We start from the raw sequence: 20,381 nt of genomic DNA on the forward strand, positions 1-20,381 counted from the left end.
CGGGCATCCCGCCGCAATGGTCGCTGCGCAAGGCGCTCAAGTACGCTGAAGAAGTCGAGACCGCACTGCGTGACGACAACCTGCTTCCCGTCTTCCTCGACGGCATGTACGGCAACGAGCCCGCAAAGTGGGACAGCGACCTCAAAGGCGTGACGCGCCTGCGGGTGATCACCAACTATTTCACTCGCATGCGTTTCTGTACTGTCGAAGGCAAACTTGACCTCAAGAGCAAGGAAGGGCTCGACACTGCGCCACCGGGCTACAAGCCCTGGTTCCAACACAAGGAGCGCAAGACCCGTGGCCTGCGGATCGTGTTCGGCCACTGGGCAGCACTGGAAGGCAATGTCCATGAGCCGGGCATTTCGGCCCTCGACACCGGTTGCGTCTGGGGCGGCAGCCTGACCCTGATGAATGTCGACAGCGGCGAACGCCTTTCATGCAAATGCGACGAACACGGGGCCGCCCTGCCCACCGTCGCGCCATTGATCACCGAATCTTCTCCCGTCAGCGCCCCGCGCTAGACTGCGATTTCAGCCGAGCCACAGGAGCCCGCCATGAGCGAATTCAAACGTATCCCCCCGGAGCAGGCCCAGGCCCTGCGTGAGCAAGGCGCCGTGGTCGTCGATATCCGCGACCCACAGACCTATGCTGCGCTGCACATTGCAGGCTCGAAGCATCTGGACAACCACTCCATTGCCGATTTCATTCGCGCTGCCGACCTCGACGCACCGCTGGTGGTGGTCTGCTACCACGGCAATTCCAGCCAGAGCGCGGCCGCCTATTTGATCAGCCAGGGTTTCTCCGACGTCTACAGCATGGACGGCGGCTTCGAGTTGTGGCGTGCAACCTATCCTGCGGAAACTGCGCAAGGCACCGCCGAATAATTTTTTTGTAACGTGCAGGCCCCGGCTCCCGTGGGCCTGCGCCGGCAGACGAACGGTCTTGCCACAACTAATTACGTATCTCGCCTTTACCTCCCGAATTCCCAACTATCCTTAAGCCCAGGCCATCCAAAACAGGGGAGAGCCGGTACACCGGCGTACGGGTCATCGGGAGTGACTTTCGCGATTGTCGATCGCGGAGGAGTTCTGGGGGGTAAACAACAGCTGCCATAGCGGCTGCTTGCCAGCATCGACTGAGTGATCCGGCGTCGGCTCCACGTATCGAGCGAGGTGACGTCATGAGTATCTTTAGCCACTTCCAACAACGCTTCGAGTCCACACGCCAGGAAGAATTCTCCCTGCAGGAGTACCTGGAGCTGTGCAAAAAGGATCGCAGCGCCTACGTTTCCGCCGCCGAGCGTCTGTTGCTGGCCATCGGTGAACCGGAGCTGCTCGACACCTCGACCAATTCGAGGCTTTCGCGAATCTTTTCCAACAAGGTGATCCGTCGCTATCCGGCCTTCGAAGACTTTCACGGAATGGAAGAATGCATCGACCAGATCGTGTCGTACTTCCGCCATGCCGCCCAGGGCCTTGAGGAAAAGAAACAGATTCTCTATCTGCTCGGCCCCGTGGGTGGCGGTAAATCGTCCCTGGCCGAGAAACTGAAGCAATTGATCGAAAAAGTGCCCTTCTACGCCATCAAGGGCTCGCCGGTATTCGAGTCGCCTCTGGGTCTGTTCAACGCCACCGAAGATGGCGCGATCCTCGAGGAAGACTTCGGCATTCCACGGCGCTACCTGAACACCATCATGTCGCCATGGGCGACCAAGCGCCTGGCCGAATTCGGCGGCGACATCAGCCAGTTCCGCGTGGTCAAGCTGTACCCGTCGATCCTCAACCAGATCGCCGTGGCCAAGACCGAACCGGGCGACGAGAACAACCAGGACATCTCCGCGCTGGTGGGCAAGGTCGATATCCGCAAACTCGAAGAATTCCCGCAGAACGACGCCGATGCCTACAGCTACTCCGGTGCGCTGTGCCGGGCCAACCAGGGCCTGATGGAATTCGTCGAGATGTTCAAGGCGCCGATCAAGGTGCTCCATCCATTGCTGACCGCCACTCAGGAAGGCAACTACAACAGTACCGAAGGCCTCGGCGCGATTCCGTTCACCGGGATCCTGCTGGCCCACTCCAACGAATCGGAGTGGCACACCTTCCGCAACAACAAGAACAACGAAGCCTTCATCGACCGGATCTACATCGTCAAGGTGCCTTACTGCCTGCGGGTCAGTGACGAGGTGAAGATCTACGACAAGCTGCTCTTCAACAGTTCCCTGGCCAAGGCCCATTGCGCGCCGGACACCCTGAAGATGCTGGCGCAGTTCACCGTGCTGTCACGCCTGAAGGAGCCGGAAAACTCCAACATCTACTCCAAGATGCGGGTGTATGACGGCGAAAATCTCAAGGACACCGATCCGAAGGCCAAGTCGATCCAGGAATACCGCGATGCGGCGGGCGTCGACGAAGGCATGAACGGTCTGTCGACCCGGTTCGCGTTCAAGATCCTGTCCAAGGTCTTCAACTTCGATCCGCATGAGATCGCCGCCAACCCGGTACACCTGCTCTATGTGCTGGAACAGCAGATCGAACAGGAACAGTTCCAGGCCGAGACCCGCGAACGCTATCTGCGTTACCTGAAAGAGTACCTGGCGCCGCGTTATATCGAATTCATCGGCAAGGAGATTCAGACCGCCTACCTCGAGTCCTACAGCGAGTACGGCCAGAACATCTTCGACCGCTACGTGCTGTATGCGGACTTCTGGATTCAGGATCAGGAATACCGCGATCCGGAAACCGGCGAGATCCTCAACCGCGTCGCCCTCAACGAGGAGCTGGAAAAAATCGAGAAACCGGCCGGCATCAGCAATCCGAAGGATTTCCGCAACGAAATCGTCAACTTCGTGTTGCGTGCCCGGGCCAACAACAACGGCAAGAACCCGACCTGGCTCAGCTACGAAAAACTGCGGGTGGTCATCGAGAAGAAAATGTTCTCGAACACCGAAGACCTGCTGCCAGTCATCAGCTTCAATGCCAAGGCCAGCAAAGAGGATCAACAGAAACACAACGACTTCGTTACACGAATGGTCGAACGCGGCTACACCGACAAACAGGTACGACTGCTCTCCGAGTGGTATCTGCGGGTCAGAAAATCACAGTAAACCGCGGCCGGTCAGACCGGTTGTCGTCAGCCCGAGGCCTGCGCCTGCATTTTCTGCTACACAGGCCTCTGGAAGGTGTTCGAAAGGCGGTAGCGAGGTTCAGGCAGCACCCAAAGCGCTTGGGGGAGCGTGTACGTCCCTTGGCATTCGGTTCAATGCTGCATGACCGCTCGCCCCTTTGCAGGACAGCTTCTAAGGAGCAGTCATGAGCTATGTGATCGACCGACGTCTCAATGGCAAGAACAAGAGCACGGTGAACCGTCAGCGCTTCCTGCGGCGTTACCGTGACCACATCAAGAAGGCTGTCGAAGAGGCGGTCAGCCGGCGTTCCATCACCGATATGGAGCACGGCGAGCAGATCAGCATCCCCGGTCGCGATATCGACGAACCGGTGCTTCACCATGGTCGCGGCGGCAAGCAGACCGTGGTTCATCCCGGCAACAAGGAATTCACCGCTGGCGAACACATCGCCCGTCCGCCGGGAGGTGGTGGAGGCCGTGGGCCGGGCAAGGCCGGCAACTCCGGCGAAGGCATGGACGAGTTCGTCTTCCAGATCACCCAGGAAGAATTCCTCGAATTCATGTTCGAGGACCTCGAACTGCCCAACCTGGTCAAGCGCAACCTGACCGGCACCGACACCTTCAAGACCGTACGCGCGGGGATCAGCAACGAGGGCAACCCGTCGCGGATCAACATCATCCGTACCCTGCGCTCGGCCCACGCTCGGCGCATTGCGCTATCGGGCAGCAGCCGCGCCAAACTGCGCGAGGTCAAAGAAGAACTGGCGCGACTGAAACGCGAAGAACCGGACAATTTCGGCGACATTCAGGATCTCGAGGCGGAAATCGAGAAACTTAGTGCGCGCATCCATCGCGTGCCGTTCCTGGATACTTTCGACCTCAAGTACAACCTGCTGATCAAGCAGCCAAACCCCAGCTCTAAAGCCGTGATGTTCTGCCTGATGGACGTTTCCGGCTCCATGACCCAGGCGACCAAGGATATCGCCAAGCGATTTTTCATTCTGTTGTACCTGTTCCTCAAGCGGAACTACGACAAGATCGACGTGGTGTTCATCCGCCACCACACCAGTGCCCGCGAAGTAGACGAAGAGGAGTTTTTCTATTCCCGCGAGACCGGCGGCACCATCGTTTCCAGCGCTCTGAAACTGATGCAGGAGATCATGGCCGAACGCTACCCGAGCAATGAATGGAACATCTACGCCGCCCAGGCTTCCGACGGCGACAACTGGAACGACGACTCGCCGATCTGCCGCGACATCCTGATCAACCAGATCATGCCTTTTGTGCAGTACTACACTTACGTGGAGATCACCCCGCGCGAACATCAGGCCTTGTGGTACGAGTACGAACGCATCGCCGAAGCCTTTTCCGACACTTTTGCCCAGCAACAACTGGTCTCGGCCGGGGATATCTATCCGGTCTTCCGTGAACTCTTCCAGCGCAGGTTAGTGACATGACCGCCAAGACCGCCAAAGAGCAGAAGCGCCAACCCATTTCCACCGGCTCGGAATGGACATTCGAGCTGATCCAGACGTACGACCGCGAAATCGCCCGTATCGCGGCCGGCTACGCCCTGGACACCTACCCCAACCAGATTGAAGTGATCACCGCCGAACAGATGATGGACGCCTACGCTTCGGTCGGCATGCCGCTGGGCTATCACCATTGGTCCTACGGCAAGCACTTCCTCAGCACCGAGAAATCCTACAGTCGCGGGCAGATGGGGCTGGCGTACGAGATCGTCATCAACTCGGATCCGTGCATCGCGTACCTGATGGAAGAAAACACCATCTGCATGCAGGCACTGGTGGTCGCGCATGCGTGCTACGGCCACAACAGCTTCTTCAAGGGCAACTATCTGTTCCGCACCTGGACCGATGCCAGCTCGATCATCGATTATCTGGTGTTCGCCAAGCAGTACATCATGCAGTGCGAGGAGCGCCACGGGATCGATGCCGTGGAGGATCTGCTCGATTCCTGCCACGCCCTGATGAACTACGGCGTCGACCGCTACAAACGTCCGTACCCGATTTCCGCCGAGGAAGAGCGGCGTCGGCAGAAGGATCGCGAAGAACATCTGCAGAAACAGATCAACGACCTGTGGCGCACCATTCCCAAAGGCGCGGACAAGTACAGCGACAAGGACAACGCACGTTTCCCGGCCGAACCGCAGGAAAACATCCTGTACTTCATCGAGAAACACGCCCCGCTGCTGGAGCCCTGGCAGCGCGAGATCGTGCGGATCGTGCGCAAGATCGCCCAGTATTTCTATCCACAACGCCAGACCCAGGTGATGAACGAAGGCTGGGCGACATTCTGGCACTACACATTGATGAACGACCTGTACGACGAAGGCCTGGTGACCGATGGCTTCATGATGGAGTTCCTGACGTCCCACACCAGTGTGGTGTTCCAGCCGGGATTCGACAGCCCTTATTACAACGGGATCAACCCCTATGCGCTGGGTTTTGCGATGTATCGCGACATCCGCCGCATGTGCGAAGAGCCAACGGAAGAAGACCGCCGCTGGTTCCCGGAAATCGCCGGCAGCGACTGGTTGTCGACCATCAAGTTCGCCATGAGCAGCTTCAAGGATGAGAGCTTCATCCTGCAGTACCTGTCACCCAAGGTGATCCGCGACCTTAAGCTGTTCAGCATTCTCGATGACGATCAGAAGGACGACTTGCTGGTACCCGCGATCCATGACGAGGGCGGCTACCGGATCATTCGCGAAACGCTCGCAGCACAGTACAACCTGGGTAACCGCGAGCCGAACGTGCAGATTTACAGCATCGACCGCCGCGGCGATCGCTCGCTGACCCTGCGCCACCAGCAACACGACCGCAAACCGCTGGGCGATTCCACCGAAGAGGTCCTGAAACACCTGCACCGTCTATGGGGCTTCGACATTCACCTGGAAACCCTGCAAGGCGACCAGATCATGAAGACCCATCATGTTCCGCCCCGCAGCGAACACAGCGAGGGAGATTACGGTCGGCTCGATCTGGCCGTCATTCATCTTTGATCCCGTTCTGGCCTCCGAAAGTCCGGCGCAAGGGTTATCCTGTCGGGCCAACGGAGGTTTTTTATGCAGATTTACAAGGTCGGCGGTGCGGTACGTGATCGCCTGCTGGGCAAACCGGTCACCGATATCGATTGGGTGGTGGTCGGCGCGACCACAGAAGAAATGCTCGCCAAGGGGTATCGCCCGGTCGGGGCGGATTTCCCGGTTTTTCTTCACCCGAAAAGCGGCGAGGAGTACGCCCTCGCCCGCACCGAGCGCAAGAGCGGTCGCGGTTATGGCGGTTTCACCTTTCACGCCAGCCCCGAGGTCACGCTTGAAGAAGACCTGATCCGCCGTGACCTCACGATCAACGCCATGGCCGAGGACGATCAGCAAAACCTGACCGATCCCTACCACGGCCAGCGCGATCTCGAAGAGCGGATTCTTCGCCACGTTTCCCCCGCGTTTGCCGAAGATCCGCTCAGGGTCCTGCGTGTTGCGCGCTTTGCCGCCCGTTACGCGGAGCTTGGTTTCAAAGTAGCGCCCGAGACTCTGGAGTTGATGCGTCAGCTCAGCGAATCGGGCGAACTGGAAGCCCTTACGGCCGAACGCAGCTGGAAGGAGATTTCCCGCGCACTGATGGAGGATCAGCCCCAAGTATTCATTCAAGTACTGCGCGATTGCGGCGCCTTGAAGGTGCTGATGCCAGAGGTCGATGCCTTGTTCGGCGTGCCGCAACCGGAAGCCCATCACCCGGAAATCGACAGCGGCATTCACACCCTGAGCGTGCTTGAGCAGTCAGCCCTGCACAAACAACCGCTGACCGTGCGTTGGGCCTGCCTGCTGCACGACCTCGGCAAAGGCCTGACCCCGCAAGAGGAATGGCCACGGCACATTGCCCATGAGCACAAAGGCCTGAAGTTGATCAAAGCGGTCAACGAGCGCTTCAAGGCACCGAAGGACTGTCAGGAACTGGCCTTGCTGGTTGGCCAATATCACACCCATGGACATCGCGCTCTGGAGCTGAAGGCTTCGACCTTGCTTGAGTTGCTGCAAAGCTTTGACGTTTACCGTCGACCACAGCGTTTCGAAGAGTTTATCGTCGCGTGCGAGATGGATGCCCGAGGCCGCAAGGGGCTTGAGCAGCGTAGGTATCCACAGGCGGATTACCTGCGCGGGGCGGCCAATGTGGCACGTGGCGTGGCGGTGCAGCCATTGCTGGAGAAGGGATTCAAAGGCCCGGAACTGGGCGAGGCACTCAAGCGCGAACGGCTCAAGGCGTTAAAGGCTTACAAGGAATCGGCGGCGTCCTGAAAACACCTGATCCGCCCTCGCGAGGGCGGATCAAACTGTTCAAGACAGATCTGAAGGCGTGAGCTGAGTACCGCGCCACTCAAATCCGACCGGCGCCAGCACCTGATCGATCTGCGCTTCGGCCCACAATGTGGCAAAGCTTTTTCCTACACCGGGATGTACCCGATCCGGCGCAATCAAAGACAGCGGCCACAGCACAAAGGCATTTTTCAGGATTTCCGCACGAGGCAGGATCAGCCCGTCGAAGTTGCCAGCCAGATCGCCGTACAGCAACACGTCGATATCCAGCGGCAAGCCCTTGCGATCCGGCGCATAACGACCATTGTCCGCTTCAATGAACTTCAAGCGGCGATCCAGTTCGATCAACGGCAGATCGGTGAACGCCGACACCACGAAGTTGAAGAACGGCCCGCTCTTGATTCCCACCGGCTGGCTTTCGAACACAGGCGAACAGCGGATATCCACCAGAAACGTGGACAAGGCATCCAGACCGGCCTGCAAATGGGTTTCGCGCTCGATATTGCTACCGAGCCCGAGATAGACCTGGGTCAGCGGCATCCGCGCTCGATCTCCACACCCACGCCACCCTTGGCGGCCGGTACGGCACCTGGTTTGGTCAGCTTCAGGCGCACCCAGGTGATCTTGAATTCATTCATCAGCACTTCAACCAGACGCTCGGCGAAGGTCTCGACCAGTTGATACTGGGATTGCTCGGCAAAGGCCTGGATCCGTGTGGACACACTGGCGTAATCGAGCGCCAGGGTCAGGTCGTCACCGGCGGCGGCCGGGCGATTGTCCCAGGCGAAGCTCAAATCAAGACGCAGGCACTGTCGGATGCCGCGCTCCCAGTCGTAGGCACCGATCACGGTGTCGACTTCCAGGCCCTCGATAAACACTCTGTCCAAGCACTTTTCTCCGCTGCACGACAAGGGCGCAATGCGCCGTTAGAATCAGGGCGTCCTCGCCCGGAATAGTTAGCATGTTTTGGTTACTGGCGATCCTCGCCTACCTGCTCGGCTCTCTGTCCTTCGCCATTTTGCTCAGCCGCCTGACCGGAAATCCGGATCCGCGAATGAGTGGCTCGGGTAATGCCGGCGCCACCAACATGCTGCGCCTGGCCGGACGCAAACTCGCGATCCTGACCCTGCTGGGTGATCTGTGCAAAGGCCTGTTACCGGTGCTGATCGCTGCGGCTGCAGGCCTTTCGCTGCAGGATCAGGCGTGGATCGGCGTCTGCGCCGTGATCGGTCACCTGTTCCCGTTGTACTTCCGCTTTCGCGGTGGCAAGGGCGTCGCCACGGCGGCCGGCATGCTGCTGGGGCTGTATCCACCCGCTGCGCTGCTGGCCGTGTGCGCCTGGCTGCTGACGTTCTACCTGACCCGCACCAGCTCGCTGGCGGCGTTGATCGCCACTCCGCTGACCCTGCCGTTGCTGGCCTGGCAGGAACCGGCGGCGCTGTTGCCGATGAGCACGCTGACACTGCTGATCGTCTGGCGCCACCGGGGCAATCTACGCGACCTGTTCGCCGGGCGCGAACGGCATTTTTAAATACCGCACGTGAGCGCTGCTCATCACAGCGCAGACAGTTGCTCCATCGGCCAGCGCGCCTGCACGCTGATCGCCAGGCTTTCCTGCTGACCGGCCTGCAAACGCTGGCAGCCGGCAAACGCGATCATCGCGCCGTTATCGGTGCAAAACTCGGGACGGGCATAGAACACATCGCCCTTCATGTCGCCGAGCATTTTCTCCAGCGAAACACGCAACGCCTTGTTGGCACTGACGCCACCGGCGATCACCAGACGCTTCATGCCGGCCTGCTTCAGGGCACGCTTGCACTTGATGGTCAAAGTCTCCACCACGGCCTGCTGGAACGCCAGCGCGATGTCGCAACGGGCTTGCTCGCTGTCGTCCCCGGCGCTGACACATTGTTGCCAGGTGTTGAGGGCGAAGGTCTTCAGGCCGCTGAAGCTGAAATCCAGACCCGGGCGATCGCACATCGGACGCGGGAAGGTGAAACGTCCTGCGACGCCCTTCTCTGCCAGCTTGGCGATTTCCGGTCCGCCCGGATAATTCAGACCCATCATTTTTGCAGTCTTGTCGAAAGCTTCGCCCGCTGCATCGTCCAGCGTCTCGCCGAGCAGGCTGTATTGGCCGATGCCATCGACCTGAACCAGCTGCGTATGACCACCGGAGACCAACAAAGCGACGAACGGGAATTCCGGCGGTTTTGGCTCCAGCATCGGCGCCAGCAAGTGGCCTTCCATGTGGTGCACGCCGAGCGCCGGTATGCCCCAGGCAAACGCCAGCGCTTGAGCGCACGAAGCCCCCACCAGTAAAGCACCGACCAGGCCGGGACCCGCGGTGTAGGCGATGGCGTCGATCTCGGTCGGTACGCAATCAGCCTCGGCCAGCACCTGACGAATCAGGGGCAGCATGCGCTTGACGTGATCGCGCGAGGCCAACTCCGGCACGACGCCGCCATAGACGCGGTGCAGGTCGATCTGACTGAACAGCGCGTCGGCCAGCAGGCCGCGTTCACTGTCGTACAAAGCGACGCCGGTTTCGTCGCAGGAAGTTTCTAATCCCAGTACTAGCATGGGTTTGCGCCTTGTTTAGGCTGAATTCGAAGGCGCGCATAATAGTCGCCGCGTGATGCCCCGACCAGCGGTTTTCGATCAGAGGCTTTGCATTCCGAGCGATGAGGGGTTAACATCCGCAACCCTTAAAAACCGACGTCTTCAAGTGCTCTTTTGCCGCGAGGATGTTGACCCCGGTAATGAATGAAGGTAGCTCTGGATGCCAGCCGTCAAAGTTAAAGAGAACGAACCCTTCGACGTAGCTCTGCGTCGTTTCAAGCGCTCCTGCGAAAAAGCCGGTGTACTGGCTGAAGTTCGTAGCCGCGAATTTTACGAGAAGCCAACTTCTGAGCGTAAGCGCAAGGCAGCTGCTGCTGTTAAGCGTCACGCCAAGAAAGTTCAGCGCGAACAGCGCCGCGCCGTTCGTCTGTACTAATACACAGACGATCGTAGCAAGCTTCTGCCAAGCCCGGCCCTCAGCCGGGCTAATGGCATTTGCGTAAAACGCTTGATGCTTCACCGTCGAAGCCGCAGATGCGACCGAGACAAACCCGCTTCACCGCGTCAGGCCTGGCTCTTTTGCCAGCGGTGCACGTCTTTTCTGACGAGCCTTTCAAGGCTACTGACGAGCACACCCACTGATTCCTCTTACGACGATCAGCCCAAGGCACCTGCTTGCGTGCCCGCTTCATGAGCTATCCGAGGCCGATTGCCGGCCGTCAGCGGATTCAGCGCAACATTTTCGAATAGTCGAAAACTGATGAGTACTAACGTCAGTGGATTTTCGGCAGATACACTTCCCGACAGCGATTACGCAAACGACACCGGTCGAGCCGCCCCACGTGCGCGCATCACTCAATGACCCGCGTCCGGCTGCCTTTCGCATCGGATCCATTACAGCGCAGACGAGAACGCCATGGCCGGGCTGATTCCCCAGAGCTTCATTGACGACCTTCTGAACCGCACCGACATCGTCGACGTGGTCAGCTCGCGCGTGCAATTGAAGAAGGCCGGTAAAAACTACACCGCCTGCTGCCCATTCCATAAAGAGAAAACCCCGTCGTTCAGCGTCAGCCCCGACAAGCAGTTCTATTACTGCTTCGGCTGCGGCGCCGGCGGCAACGCCCTCGGCTTTCTCATGGATCACGACAACCTGGACTTCCCCCAGGCCGTCGAGGATCTGGCCAAAGCCGCCGGCATGGAAGTGCCACGCGAAGAAGGTGGCCGCTCGAACAAACCGCGTCAGCCGACCGATTCACCGCTGTACCCGCTGCTCACCGCCGCTGCCGACTTTTACCGGCAGGCACTCAAGAGCCATCCAGCACGCAAGGCAGCGGTTGATTATTTAAAGGGTCGCGGCCTGACTGGCGAAATCGCCCGAGACTTCGGCCTTGGATTCGCACCACCAGGCTGGGATAACCTGTTCAAGCATTTGAGCAGCGACACCCTGCAGCAGAAGGCCATGATCGACGCCGGCCTGCTGATCGAGAACGCCGAAACCGGCAAACGCTATGACCGCTTCCGCGATCGCGTGATGTTCCCGATCCGCGACACCCGTGGGCGGATCATCGCTTTCGGCGGTCGAGTGCTCGGCGACGACAAGCCAAAGTACCTGAACTCGCCGGAAACCCCGGTTTTCCATAAAGGCCAGGAACTCTATGGCCTCTATGAGGCACGCAAGAACAATCGCAATCTTGACGAAATCATCGTCGTCGAGGGCTATATGGACGTCATCGCCCTGGCCCAGCAAGGCCTGCGCAATGCCGTCGCGACACTGGGCACAGCCACCAGCGAAGAACACCTCAAACGTCTGTTTCGCGTCGTGCCAAACGTGCTGTTCTGCTTTGACGGCGATCAGGCAGGCCGCAACGCCGCCTGGCGCGCACTGGAGGCAACACTGTCCAGCCTGCAGGACGGACGCCGTGCACGCTTCCTGTTTCTGCCTGAAGGCGAAGACCCGGATACGCTGATTCGCGCCGAGGGCACTGACGCCTTCCGCGCCCGGATCAATCAGCACGCACAGCCGTTGGCGGACTACTTCTTCCAGCAACTGACTGAAGAGGCCGACCCGCGCTCGCTGGAGGGCAAGGCCCACATGGCCACGCTCGCAGCACCGCTGATCGACAAGGTCCCCGGCGCCAACCTGCGCATCCTGATGCGCCAGCGCCTGACCGAGATCACCGGCCTGAGCAGCGAACGCGTCAGCCAACTGGCCCAGAGCGCTCCTCAGGAAGCACCGCCGGCCTACGACCCGGGCATTGATTACGACGCCATGCCGGACTACAGCGACTACCATCAGCCGCAGGCACAGGACATGTATGTGCCGCAGCAGGAATGGACGCCGAAGAAACCCGGTGCCGGCGGCAAGAAATGGGACAAGAAACCGTGGGACAAGAATGGCAAGCGCGGCGGTGATCGCGACCAACCGCGTGCCCCACGCGTGCCGGCCGCCGTCGAACCACCGACCCTGGCCGCCCTGAGAACCTTGCTGCATCACCCGCAACTGGCAGAAAAAGTCGAGGACGCCGGGCACTTCGCGGACGAGAACCAGACCAACGCACAACTGCTGGTGGCACTGCTCGAAGCCGTACAGAAGAATCCCAAGCTAAACTCATTTCAGTTGATCGCGCGATGGCACGGAACCGAACAGGGTCGCCTGCTCAAGGCGCTGGCGGAAAAGGAATGGCTGATTGACGGAGACAACCTTGAACAACAGTTTTTCGACACCATTACTAGCTTGTCAGCCCGCCAACGCGAGCGAAACCTGGAACAACTGCTCAGGAAAGCGCGTCAAAGCGAACTGAGCACCGATGAGAAAAATCAACTGCGCGACCTTTTAAGTCGCAATGTTTCCGCATCAAACCCGACCTCAACTGGCGCGTGAGGTCATAGCTCAGGTATAATCCTCGGCTTGTTTTTTGCCCGCCAAGACCTTCAGTGGATAGGGTGTTATGTCCGGAAAAGCGCAACAGCAGTCTCGTATTATTGAGTTGATCAAACTGGGTCGTGAGCAGAAGTATCTGACTTACGCCGAGGTCAACGACCACCTGCCCGAGGATATTTCAGATCCGGAGCAGGTGGAAGACATCATCCGCATGATTAACGACATGGGGATCCCCGTACACGAGAGTGCTCCGGATGCGGACGCCCTTATGCTGGCCGACGCCGATACCGACGAGGCCGCTGCGGAAGAAGCAGCCGCTGCGTTGGCGGCGGTGGAGACCGATATCGGTCGCACCACTGACCCGGTGCGCATGTACATGCGTGAAATGGGTACGGTCGAGCTTCTGACTCGTGAAGGCGAAATCGAAATCGCCAAACGTATCGAAGAAGGCATCCGTGAAGTGATGAGCGCCATCGCGCACTTCCCTGGCACGGTTGACCATATTCTCTCCGAGTACACTCGCGTCACCACCGAAGGTGGTCGCCTGTCCGACGTTCTGAGCGGTTATATCGACCCGGACGACGGCATTACGCCGCCTGCCGCCGAAGTACCGCCGCCGATCGACGCGAAAGCGGCGAAAGCGGAAGAGTCCGACGACGATGACGATGCCGAATCTTCCGATGACGAAGAAGAAGCCGAAAGCGGCCCGGATCCGGTCATTGCCGCACAGCGCTTCGGCGCCGTGGCCGACCAGATGGAAATCACCCGCAAGGCGCTGAAAAAGCACGGCCGACACAATAAGGCAGCGATTGCCGAATTGCTGGCTCTGGCCGAGTTGTTCATGCCGATCAAACTGGTGCCGAAGCAATTCGAAGCCCTGGTCGAGCGTGTTCGCAGTGCCCTGGATCGTCTGCGTCAGCAAGAGCGCGCGATCATGCAACTGTGCGTACGTGATGCACGTATGCCGCGCGCCGACTTCCTGCGTCAGTTCCCTGGCAATGAAGTCGACGAAAGCTGGTCCGACGCCCTGGCCAAAGGCAAGAGCAAGTACGCCGAAGCCATTGCCCGCGTGCAACCGGACATCATCCGTTGCCAGCAGAAGCTGACCGCGCTGGAAACCGAGACCGGCCTGACCATCGCCGAGATCAAGGACATCAACCGTCGCATGTCGATCGGTGAGGCGAAAGCCCGCCGCGCGAAGAAAGAGATGGTTGAAGCGAACTTGCGTCTGGTGATCTCCATCGCCAAGAAGTACACCAACCGTGGCCTGCAATTCCTCGATCTGATCCAGGAAGGCAACATTGGTCTGATGAAAGCGGTGGACAAGTTCGAATACCGTCGTGGTTACAAGTTCTCGACTTATGCCACCTGGTGGATCCGTCAGGCGATCACTCGCTCGATCGCCGACCAGGCCCGCACCATCCGTATTCCGGTGCACATGATCGAGACGATCAACAAGCTCAACCGTATTTCCCGCCAGATGCTGCAGGAAATGGGTCGCGAACCGACCCCGGAAGAGCTGGGTGAGCGCATGGAGATGCCTGAGGACAAGATCCGCAAGGTATTGAAGATCGCCAAAGAGCCGATCTCCATGGAAACCCCGATCGGTGATGACGAAGACTCCCATCTGGGTGACTTCATCGAAGACTCGACCATGCAGTCGCCAATCGATGTCGCCACTGTTGAGAGCCTGAAAGAGGCGACCCGCGAAGTGCTGTCCGGCCTTACTGCCCGTGAAGCCAAGGTACTGCGCATGCGTTTCGGTATCGACATGAACACCGACCATACGCTCGAAGAAGTCGGCAAACAGTTTGACGTGACCCGTGAGCGGATCCGTCAGATCGAAGCCAAGGCGCTGCGCAAGCTGCGCCACCCGACGCGAAGCGAGCATCTGCGCTCCTTCCTCGACGAGTGACACCAGAACCCCCGGCCCAGGCCGGGGGTTTTGTTTTTATGGCAGATAAAATACATCGCCCGTCTCTCCCCTCGCGCACAGCCCGTCTACACTCGAAACATTCCCCCGAGCCATAACGAGACCGTTATGCCCAGACTGGCGTCCGTGCTTTTTTTGCTGTCACTGATGATCTGGACCGCAACGGCTGACGCGCTGACTCTGACCGATGAAGAACGTAGCTGGCTGGCGGCTCACCCGGACTTGCGCCTGGGTGTCGATGCGTCGTGGCCGCCCTTCGAGTTCCGGGACGACCAGAACCGCTATCAGGGCCTGGCAGCGGACTATATCGATGTGATTCGCCAACGCCTGGCGATCAAACTCACCCCCATCGAGCCAGTGAGCTGGACCGTGGTGCTCGAACAGGCGAAAAACGGCACGATCGACCTGCTGCCGGGCATCATGTCCACCCCGGAACGCCAGAGTTACCTGTCATTCACCCGCCCTTATCTCGACTTCCCGATCGTCATCCTCGCCCACATCGGCGGCCCGCAACCGCGCAAGCTCGAGGATCTTTACGGCCTGAAAATTGCCGTAGTCGAAAACTACGCCCCTCACGAACTGCTGCGCACCCATCATCCCGACCTGAACCTGGTGGCGATGCCCAACGTCAGCTCAGCGTTGCAAGCCCTGGCCACCGATGAAGTGGACGCCGTGGTGGGTGACCTGGCCTCCAGTGTCTGGAGCCTGCGCCAACTCAAACTGGATGGTTTGTATGTCAGCGGCGAAACCCCTTACCGCTACCAACTGGCGATGGGTGTCCCTCGCGACAACAAAATGCTGGTAGGGATTCTGGACAAGGTGCTGGCCGACATGTCCCCGGAGGAAATCAGCAGCATTCAGGAGCACTGGGTCGGAAACGTCCTCGATCACCGGACATTCTGGTCGGATCTGCTGGTTTACGGTTTACCGGGTCTATCGCTTCTGGTCATCGTGCTGGCGGTGGTAATTCGCATCAACCGGCGCCTGAGCTCAGAAATCGCCCGACGCATCGACCTCGAACAGGAACTGCGCAGCAGCGAATACCACTATCGCGGACTGGTGGAGAGTCTCTCGGCCATCGCGTGGGAAGCGAGGATCAGCGATTTCACCTACAGCTATGTTTCGCCCCACGCCGAAGATCTGCTCGGTTATCCACTGTCCCATTGGCTGATTCCGGGCTTCTGGCGCAACATCATTCACCCGGCAGATCTGACCCGTGCCCAGAGTTTTTGCGATCACGAGGTGCTGGCCGGGCGCGATCATAGCCTCGACTACCGGGTGATCACCGCTGACGGCCGTTGCTTGTGGGTACGCGACATCGTCAGCCTGATCGAACACGGCCACGAACCGGTAATGCGCGGCCTGATGATCGATATCAGTGAAACCAAGCGCACCGAAGAAGCGTTGCGCCTGTCGGAACAGAAGTTCGCTTCGGTATTCCAGCAATGCCCGGACATTCTGGTCATCGCCCGGCTATCCGACGGCTGCCTGCTGGAAGTGAACGAAGCCTTTGAGGAACAGATCGGGCTCAAAGCCGAAGAAGTGATCGGTCAGACCGCCACCGAACTCAACATCTGGGGCATTCCCGGGGTTGGCCCGGGCCTGCTTCAGCGGCTACAGGCCGGCAGCATTCGCAACCTGGAGATGCCCTTTCGTCGCAACAATGGCCAGGTGTTCACCGGACTGATTTCCGCCGAACCCTTCGAACTCGACACTACGCCCGCCCTGGTGGTGGTGGTACGCGACATCACTCAGCTCAAGGAAACCCAGCAACAGCTGCAAACGTCTGAAGAGAAGTTCGCCAAGGCCTTCCACGCCTCGCCGGACGGTCTGCTGCTGTCACGCCAGAGCGATGGTCTTTTGCTTGAGGTCAACGAAGGTTTCAGCCGTATCACTGGTTTCAACAGCGCCATGTCGGTGGATCGCTCGGCGCTGGACCTGGGAATCTGGGTCAACCTGAACGAGCGTAAACAGATGCTCGACCTGCTGCACCGCGACGGGTTCGTCCGGGATTTCACCTGCCACATCCGACGCAGTGACGGACAGATTCGTCTCTGCGAAGTGTCCAGCCGTCCGCTGCCGATTGGTGATGACGACTGCATGCTGACCATTGCCCGGGACATCACCGAACGTCATTTGATGCAGGAAAAGCTGCAACAGGCTGCGACCGTATTCGAAAATACCGCAGAGGGCGTACTGATCACCGATACCCAGCAACACATCAGCGCGGTCAACCGGGCGTTTACGGAAATCACCGGTTACAGCGAAAGTGAAGCGCTTGGCCATACGCCTCGTCTGATGGCGTCGGGCCTTCACGACAGCGCGTTCTATGCGGCGATGTGGCATCAACTGACCGCTGAAGGTCACTGGCAAGGCGAAATCTCAAACCGGCGCAAGAACGGTGAGCTGTATCCAAGCTGGCTCACCATCAGCGCCGTGCGTAATCGCGACAAATTCATCACTCACTTCGTTGCAGTGTTCGCCGACATCTCCAGCCTCAAGCACGCGCAGGCCAAACTCGACTACCAGGCACATCACGACCCACTCACCGGTTTGCCAAATCGCATGCTGTTCGAAAGCAGATTGCTCACAGCGTTGAACAATCAGCAGGAGAACGGCGGCCAGGGAGCCGTGCTGTTCCTCGACCTGGACCGTTTCAAACATATCAACGACAGCCTTGGCCATCCCGTGGGCGACCTGCTGCTCAAGGGCATCGCTGTGCGCCTCAAGGAACAGTTGCGGGATATCGACACCGTCGCGCGCCTGGGCGGAGACGAATTCATCATCCTGCTGCCCGGACTGCAACAAGCCGCTGATGCCGATCACATCGCGACCAAGCTCCTGAACTGCTTTGGTGCGCCATTTCAGGCGGGCGAGCATGAGTTTTTCATCAGCGCCAGTATTGGTACCAGTCTGTATCCCCGAGACGGTTGCGACGTCGCCACTCTCATCAAGAATGCCGATGCCGCGATGTACCGGTCCAAAGCCAAGGGCCGCAACCGCGTTGAAAGCTACACACGCGACCTCACTGCCCAGGCCAGCGAGCGCGTGGCGCTGGAGCACGAACTGCGCCGGGCCATTGAGCGCGAGGAGCTGTACCTCTACTACCAGCCGAAAATCAGCCTAGACGATCACAGTCTGGTCGGCGCCGAGGCCTTGATCCGCTGGCGCCACCCGAACTTCGGCGAGGTGCCGCCAGAGCATTTCATCCCGCTGGCGGAAGAGAACGGGATGATCCTGCAAATCGGCGACTGGGTGCTGGAAACCGCCTGCCGACAGATGTTCGAGTGGGGTCAGATCTACGAATCCCTCGGTCCGCTCTCGGTCAATCTGGCCGGTGCGCAACTACGCCAGCCGAACCTGTTGGGACGCATCGAGCAATTGCTCAAGGACAACCGCCTCAGGCCAGATTTACTGCAACTGGAAATTACCGAAAACTTCATTATGAGTCAGGCCGAAGAGGCGCTGACGGTACTGCATCAACTCAAACACCTTGGCGTACAACTGGCCATAGACGACTTCGGCACCGGCTACTCCTCGCTGAGCTACCTCAAGCGCTTGCCACTGGATATCCTCAAGATCGACCAGTCTTTCGTCCGCGGCCTGCCGGACGACCCGCACGACGCGGCAATCGTGCGAGCCATCATCGCCCTGGGCCGCAGCATGCAATTCACCGTCATTGCCGAAGGCGTGGAAACCCAGGCCCAGCAACAATTCCTCGCCGCTGAGGGCTGCGAACAGATCCAGGGCTACATCGTCAGCCTGCCGCTGCCACCGGAGGAATTCGCCGCGACGTTTCTTCGCATAGCCGTATCAGATTTTTCGGATAGCACAGCCGAGAAACCGTCGCTATAATCCGCGGCCTACTGAGGGCCTATAGCTCAGTTGGTTAGAGCAGAGGACTCATAATCCTTTGGTCCACGGTTCAAGTCCGTGTGGGCCCACCAAACATGAAAAAGCCGTGCATTCGCGCGGCTTTTTTTCGCCTGTCGTTTGGTGTTTTACGTTCTTCACAAGCGCAATGTTCGGAAGACGACCGCAAGGTCTGTAGGTTATTTCCCAAGCTGTGTTTTCACTCGGTTTTCGGCCTTGTTGGCCTTTTCTCCGAACGAGTAATCTCCGGGCGCCGCTGTCCGCCAAGGATTACTTTAATGCTCGTGAATGCTGCGCCGCTGATAAAAGAATCTAGTGGCCAACAAACATGGATCGACTTAGCTTTGCCCGACCTGCGTACGCTGGCCAGGGAGCTTCGCTCAGCCGCAATTGAGGAAGTGAAAAGGGCAGACGATGCGCAAGGAGCCCTAAGAATTCTCCTGGCTCACTTCGGATTCATCGATGAGGCGTTGCTCGCAGTCACCATCCTCACCCCGATCGGAAACGTTGCGGTCATGAGGGACAAACTCGCCCACATCGTCGAAAAACGCGCCGACTCACGAGAGCGCTACGTTCAGCATGCGATTGATACGCTGACGGGGCCGTTTGAAATATGGAGAGTCCTGTACGACAACGGCGGATACCGCATGGCTTTCATCAACGCCTACGAGGCAAAAAATGACATGCTCGTCGTGGTGGATGTCAGGCACGGACACGTCCTGTGGAACTTCATGCATGCCCCGGCTAGAGCGATGAACAAGCACCGCAAGGGCGAACTTCTCTACAAGAGATACGTTCTTCAGGACAAACAAAAAGGGGAGCCTGTTGGCTCCCCTCGAATATTTGAATCCTGATATTGGCATCCTCAGGAAATGGGATGAAGAGGTCTCACCTTACACCGATGTTGCAGCATCGCTGAGGTACCTACGTCTGCTGAAGCCCTGCAAGGCAGCAGATTTCGCGCTCTTGAGGCCATTTTTGATAAAGGCAGCAGGCAAGTCAAATCATTTGTCTGTTCTTTTGTTTCAGCAAAATCCCCCGATCCGGTGACTGCCTGATCCCCGCCGCTCAATCAGCGCTCACAAGCGCCTCGCGTGGCGAGTCTGTAACATGCAGCCCCATTGATCCGTACCGCTGGAGCCCGCCCTTGCCCGACATCCGCCCACCCGTGCTTGACGAAATCGACCGCCAGCTGATCGCTGCCCTGCAAATCAACGCCCGCGAAAGCGTGGCGATGCTGGCCCGGCAATTGGGGATCGCCCGCACCACAGTGACTTCGCGACTGGCGCGGCTCGAAAAGGCCAAAGTCATCACCGGCTACGGCGTACGACTGGGTCAGCGAGTAGTGGATGGCGGCTTGCAGGCTTACGTCGGGATCAAGGTGCAGCCACGCTCCGGCAAAGAGGTGTTGCGGCGGTTGAGTGCAATGGCTCAGGTGCAGCAGTTGTGTGCAGTAAGTGGTGAATTTGATTACGTAGCGTGGCTGCGCACTGACTCGCCAGAACAACTCGATCAGTTGCTGGATCAGATCGGCAGCGTAGACGGTGTGGAGAAGACCACGACGTCGATCATCCTCAGCAGCAAGATCGATCGCGGGCATCCAGTTTGATCATCACCATCGTCATATTGCAGCACTAACACTCAAAACGACGACACTTTGCGTCTTATTAACG

Annotated in this window: 16 protein-coding genes and 1 tRNA gene; 14 read left to right on the forward strand and 3 right to left on the reverse strand. The window is 58.9% G+C overall.

The window, feature by feature from the left end; all coding sequences use genetic code 11:
• The 6 genes from N8H71_RS20795 to N8H71_RS20820 form a co-directional block, all read left to right on the forward strand.
• On the forward strand, positions 1-521 hold a 521-nt coding region (locus N8H71_RS20795; protein ID WP_262195493.1), incomplete at its 5' end, for a symmetrical bis(5'-nucleosyl)-tetraphosphatase.
• A 33-nt stretch (positions 522-554) separates the two neighbouring features.
• Entirely contained in the window at positions 555-884 is a 330-nt protein-coding gene (glpE, locus tag N8H71_RS20800; protein WP_262195495.1) for a thiosulfate sulfurtransferase GlpE, read from the forward strand.
• Positions 885-1,180: 296 nt separating this feature from the next.
• Positions 1,181-3,103, forward strand: a complete 1,923-nt coding sequence (locus N8H71_RS20805) for a PrkA family serine protein kinase (RefSeq protein ID WP_007959909.1) — start codon at positions 1,181-1,183, stop codon at positions 3,101-3,103.
• Positions 3,104-3,308: 205 nt separating this feature from the next.
• Complete coding sequence (locus N8H71_RS20810; RefSeq protein ID WP_007959907.1) at positions 3,309-4,580, forward strand: YeaH/YhbH family protein; 1,272 nt, start codon at positions 3,309-3,311, stop codon at positions 4,578-4,580.
• On the forward strand, positions 4,577-6,148 hold the full coding sequence (locus tag N8H71_RS20815) for a SpoVR family protein (RefSeq protein WP_007959904.1): 1,572 nt from the start codon (positions 4,577-4,579) through the stop codon (positions 6,146-6,148). The genes N8H71_RS20810 and N8H71_RS20815 overlap by 4 nt, the downstream gene beginning before the upstream one ends.
• A gap of 63 nt (positions 6,149-6,211) precedes the next feature.
• Complete coding sequence (locus tag N8H71_RS20820) at positions 6,212-7,441, forward strand: multifunctional CCA addition/repair protein (RefSeq protein ID WP_262195496.1); 1,230 nt, start codon at positions 6,212-6,214, stop codon at positions 7,439-7,441.
• Positions 7,442-7,480: 39 nt separating this feature from the next.
• Here N8H71_RS20820 and folK read toward each other — a convergent pair whose 3' ends face one another.
• The gene (gene folK / locus N8H71_RS20825) at positions 7,481-7,999 is read right to left on the reverse strand and encodes a 2-amino-4-hydroxy-6-hydroxymethyldihydropteridine diphosphokinase (protein WP_007959899.1); all 519 of its coding nucleotides are present in this window, start codon (positions 7,997-7,999) and stop codon (positions 7,481-7,483) included.
• Complete coding sequence (gene folB / locus N8H71_RS20830; RefSeq protein WP_011336216.1) at positions 7,990-8,346, reverse strand: dihydroneopterin aldolase; 357 nt, start codon at positions 8,344-8,346, stop codon at positions 7,990-7,992. The genes folK and folB overlap by 10 nt, the downstream gene beginning before the upstream one ends.
• Before the next feature lie 74 nt (positions 8,347-8,420).
• Between folB and plsY the strand changes: the two genes are divergently transcribed.
• Positions 8,421-8,990, forward strand: coding sequence for a glycerol-3-phosphate 1-O-acyltransferase PlsY (gene plsY / locus N8H71_RS20835; protein WP_262195497.1), 570 nt, complete (start codon positions 8,421-8,423; stop codon positions 8,988-8,990).
• 23 nt (positions 8,991-9,013) lie between these two features.
• Here the strand turns inward: plsY and tsaD are convergent, their stop codons facing one another.
• The gene (gene tsaD / locus N8H71_RS20840; RefSeq protein ID WP_039768071.1) at positions 9,014-10,039 is read right to left on the reverse strand and encodes a tRNA (adenosine(37)-N6)-threonylcarbamoyltransferase complex transferase subunit TsaD; all 1,026 of its coding nucleotides are present in this window, start codon (positions 10,037-10,039) and stop codon (positions 9,014-9,016) included.
• Between the two features lie 199 nt (positions 10,040-10,238).
• On the opposite strand from tsaD, the gene rpsU reads away from it, so the two are divergent.
• The 7 genes from rpsU to N8H71_RS20875 all read left to right on the forward strand — a co-directional run bounded on the left by rpsU (position 10,239) and on the right by N8H71_RS20875 (position 20,317).
• The gene (rpsU, locus tag N8H71_RS20845) at positions 10,239-10,454 is read left to right on the forward strand and encodes a 30S ribosomal protein S21 (RefSeq protein ID WP_002551877.1); all 216 of its coding nucleotides are present in this window, start codon (positions 10,239-10,241) and stop codon (positions 10,452-10,454) included.
• 480 nt (positions 10,455-10,934) lie between these two features.
• Complete coding sequence (gene dnaG, locus N8H71_RS20850; protein WP_262195499.1) at positions 10,935-12,902, forward strand: DNA primase; 1,968 nt, start codon at positions 10,935-10,937, stop codon at positions 12,900-12,902.
• A gap of 67 nt (positions 12,903-12,969) precedes the next feature.
• Positions 12,970-14,817 carry an RNA polymerase sigma factor RpoD gene (rpoD, locus tag N8H71_RS20855; protein ID WP_262195500.1) on the forward strand — a complete coding sequence of 616 codons (1,848 nt, stop codon included), beginning with the start codon at positions 12,970-12,972 and terminating at the stop codon, positions 14,815-14,817.
• 126 nt (positions 14,818-14,943) lie between these two features.
• Positions 14,944-18,690, forward strand: a complete 3,747-nt coding sequence (locus N8H71_RS20860; protein ID WP_262195501.1) for a bifunctional diguanylate cyclase/phosphodiesterase — start codon at positions 14,944-14,946, stop codon at positions 18,688-18,690.
• A 15-nt stretch (positions 18,691-18,705) separates the two neighbouring features.
• Positions 18,706-18,782: transfer RNA gene (locus tag N8H71_RS20865), tRNA-Ile, on the forward strand.
• Positions 18,783-18,986: 204 nt separating this feature from the next.
• A complete protein-coding gene (locus N8H71_RS20870) occupies positions 18,987-19,562 on the forward strand; it encodes a PBECR2 nuclease fold domain-containing protein (RefSeq protein WP_262195502.1) in 576 nt (191 codons plus the stop codon).
• A gap of 293 nt (positions 19,563-19,855) precedes the next feature.
• The gene (locus N8H71_RS20875; RefSeq protein WP_007959884.1) at positions 19,856-20,317 is read left to right on the forward strand and encodes an Lrp/AsnC family transcriptional regulator; all 462 of its coding nucleotides are present in this window, start codon (positions 19,856-19,858) and stop codon (positions 20,315-20,317) included.
• The last annotated feature ends 64 nt before the right edge of the window (positions 20,318-20,381 follow it).

Source organism: Pseudomonas koreensis (assembly GCF_025447595.1).
Classification (GTDB): domain Bacteria; phylum Pseudomonadota; class Gammaproteobacteria; order Pseudomonadales; family Pseudomonadaceae; genus Aquipseudomonas; species Aquipseudomonas koreensis_H.

Excerpts from the sequence above, each read along its gene's own strand:
- glpE (WP_262195495.1), top strand. The coding sequence starts at position 555 with ATGAGCGAATTCAAACGTATCCCCCCGGAGCAGGCCCAGGCCCTGCGT.
- N8H71_RS20805 (WP_007959909.1), top strand. The coding sequence starts at position 1,181 with ATGAGTATCTTTAGCCACTTCCAACAACGCTTCGAGTCCACACGCCAG.
- N8H71_RS20810 (WP_007959907.1), top strand. The coding sequence starts at position 3,309 with ATGAGCTATGTGATCGACCGACGTCTCAATGGCAAGAACAAGAGCACG.
- N8H71_RS20815 (WP_007959904.1), top strand. The coding sequence starts at position 4,577 with ATGACCGCCAAGACCGCCAAAGAGCAGAAGCGCCAACCCATTTCCACC.
- N8H71_RS20820 (WP_262195496.1), top strand. The coding sequence starts at position 6,212 with ATGCAGATTTACAAGGTCGGCGGTGCGGTACGTGATCGCCTGCTGGGC.
- folK (WP_007959899.1), bottom strand. The coding sequence starts at position 7,999 with ATGCCGCTGACCCAGGTCTATCTCGGGCTCGGTAGCAATATCGAGCGC.
- plsY (WP_262195497.1), top strand. The coding sequence starts at position 8,421 with ATGTTTTGGTTACTGGCGATCCTCGCCTACCTGCTCGGCTCTCTGTCC.
- tsaD (WP_039768071.1), bottom strand. The coding sequence starts at position 10,039 with ATGCTAGTACTGGGATTAGAAACTTCCTGCGACGAAACCGGCGTCGCT.
- rpsU (WP_002551877.1), top strand. The coding sequence starts at position 10,239 with ATGCCAGCCGTCAAAGTTAAAGAGAACGAACCCTTCGACGTAGCTCTG.
- dnaG (WP_262195499.1), top strand. The coding sequence starts at position 10,935 with ATGGCCGGGCTGATTCCCCAGAGCTTCATTGACGACCTTCTGAACCGC.
- rpoD (WP_262195500.1), top strand. The coding sequence starts at position 12,970 with ATGTCCGGAAAAGCGCAACAGCAGTCTCGTATTATTGAGTTGATCAAA.
- N8H71_RS20860 (WP_262195501.1), top strand. The coding sequence starts at position 14,944 with ATGCCCAGACTGGCGTCCGTGCTTTTTTTGCTGTCACTGATGATCTGG.
- N8H71_RS20870 (WP_262195502.1), top strand. The coding sequence starts at position 18,987 with ATGCTCGTGAATGCTGCGCCGCTGATAAAAGAATCTAGTGGCCAACAA.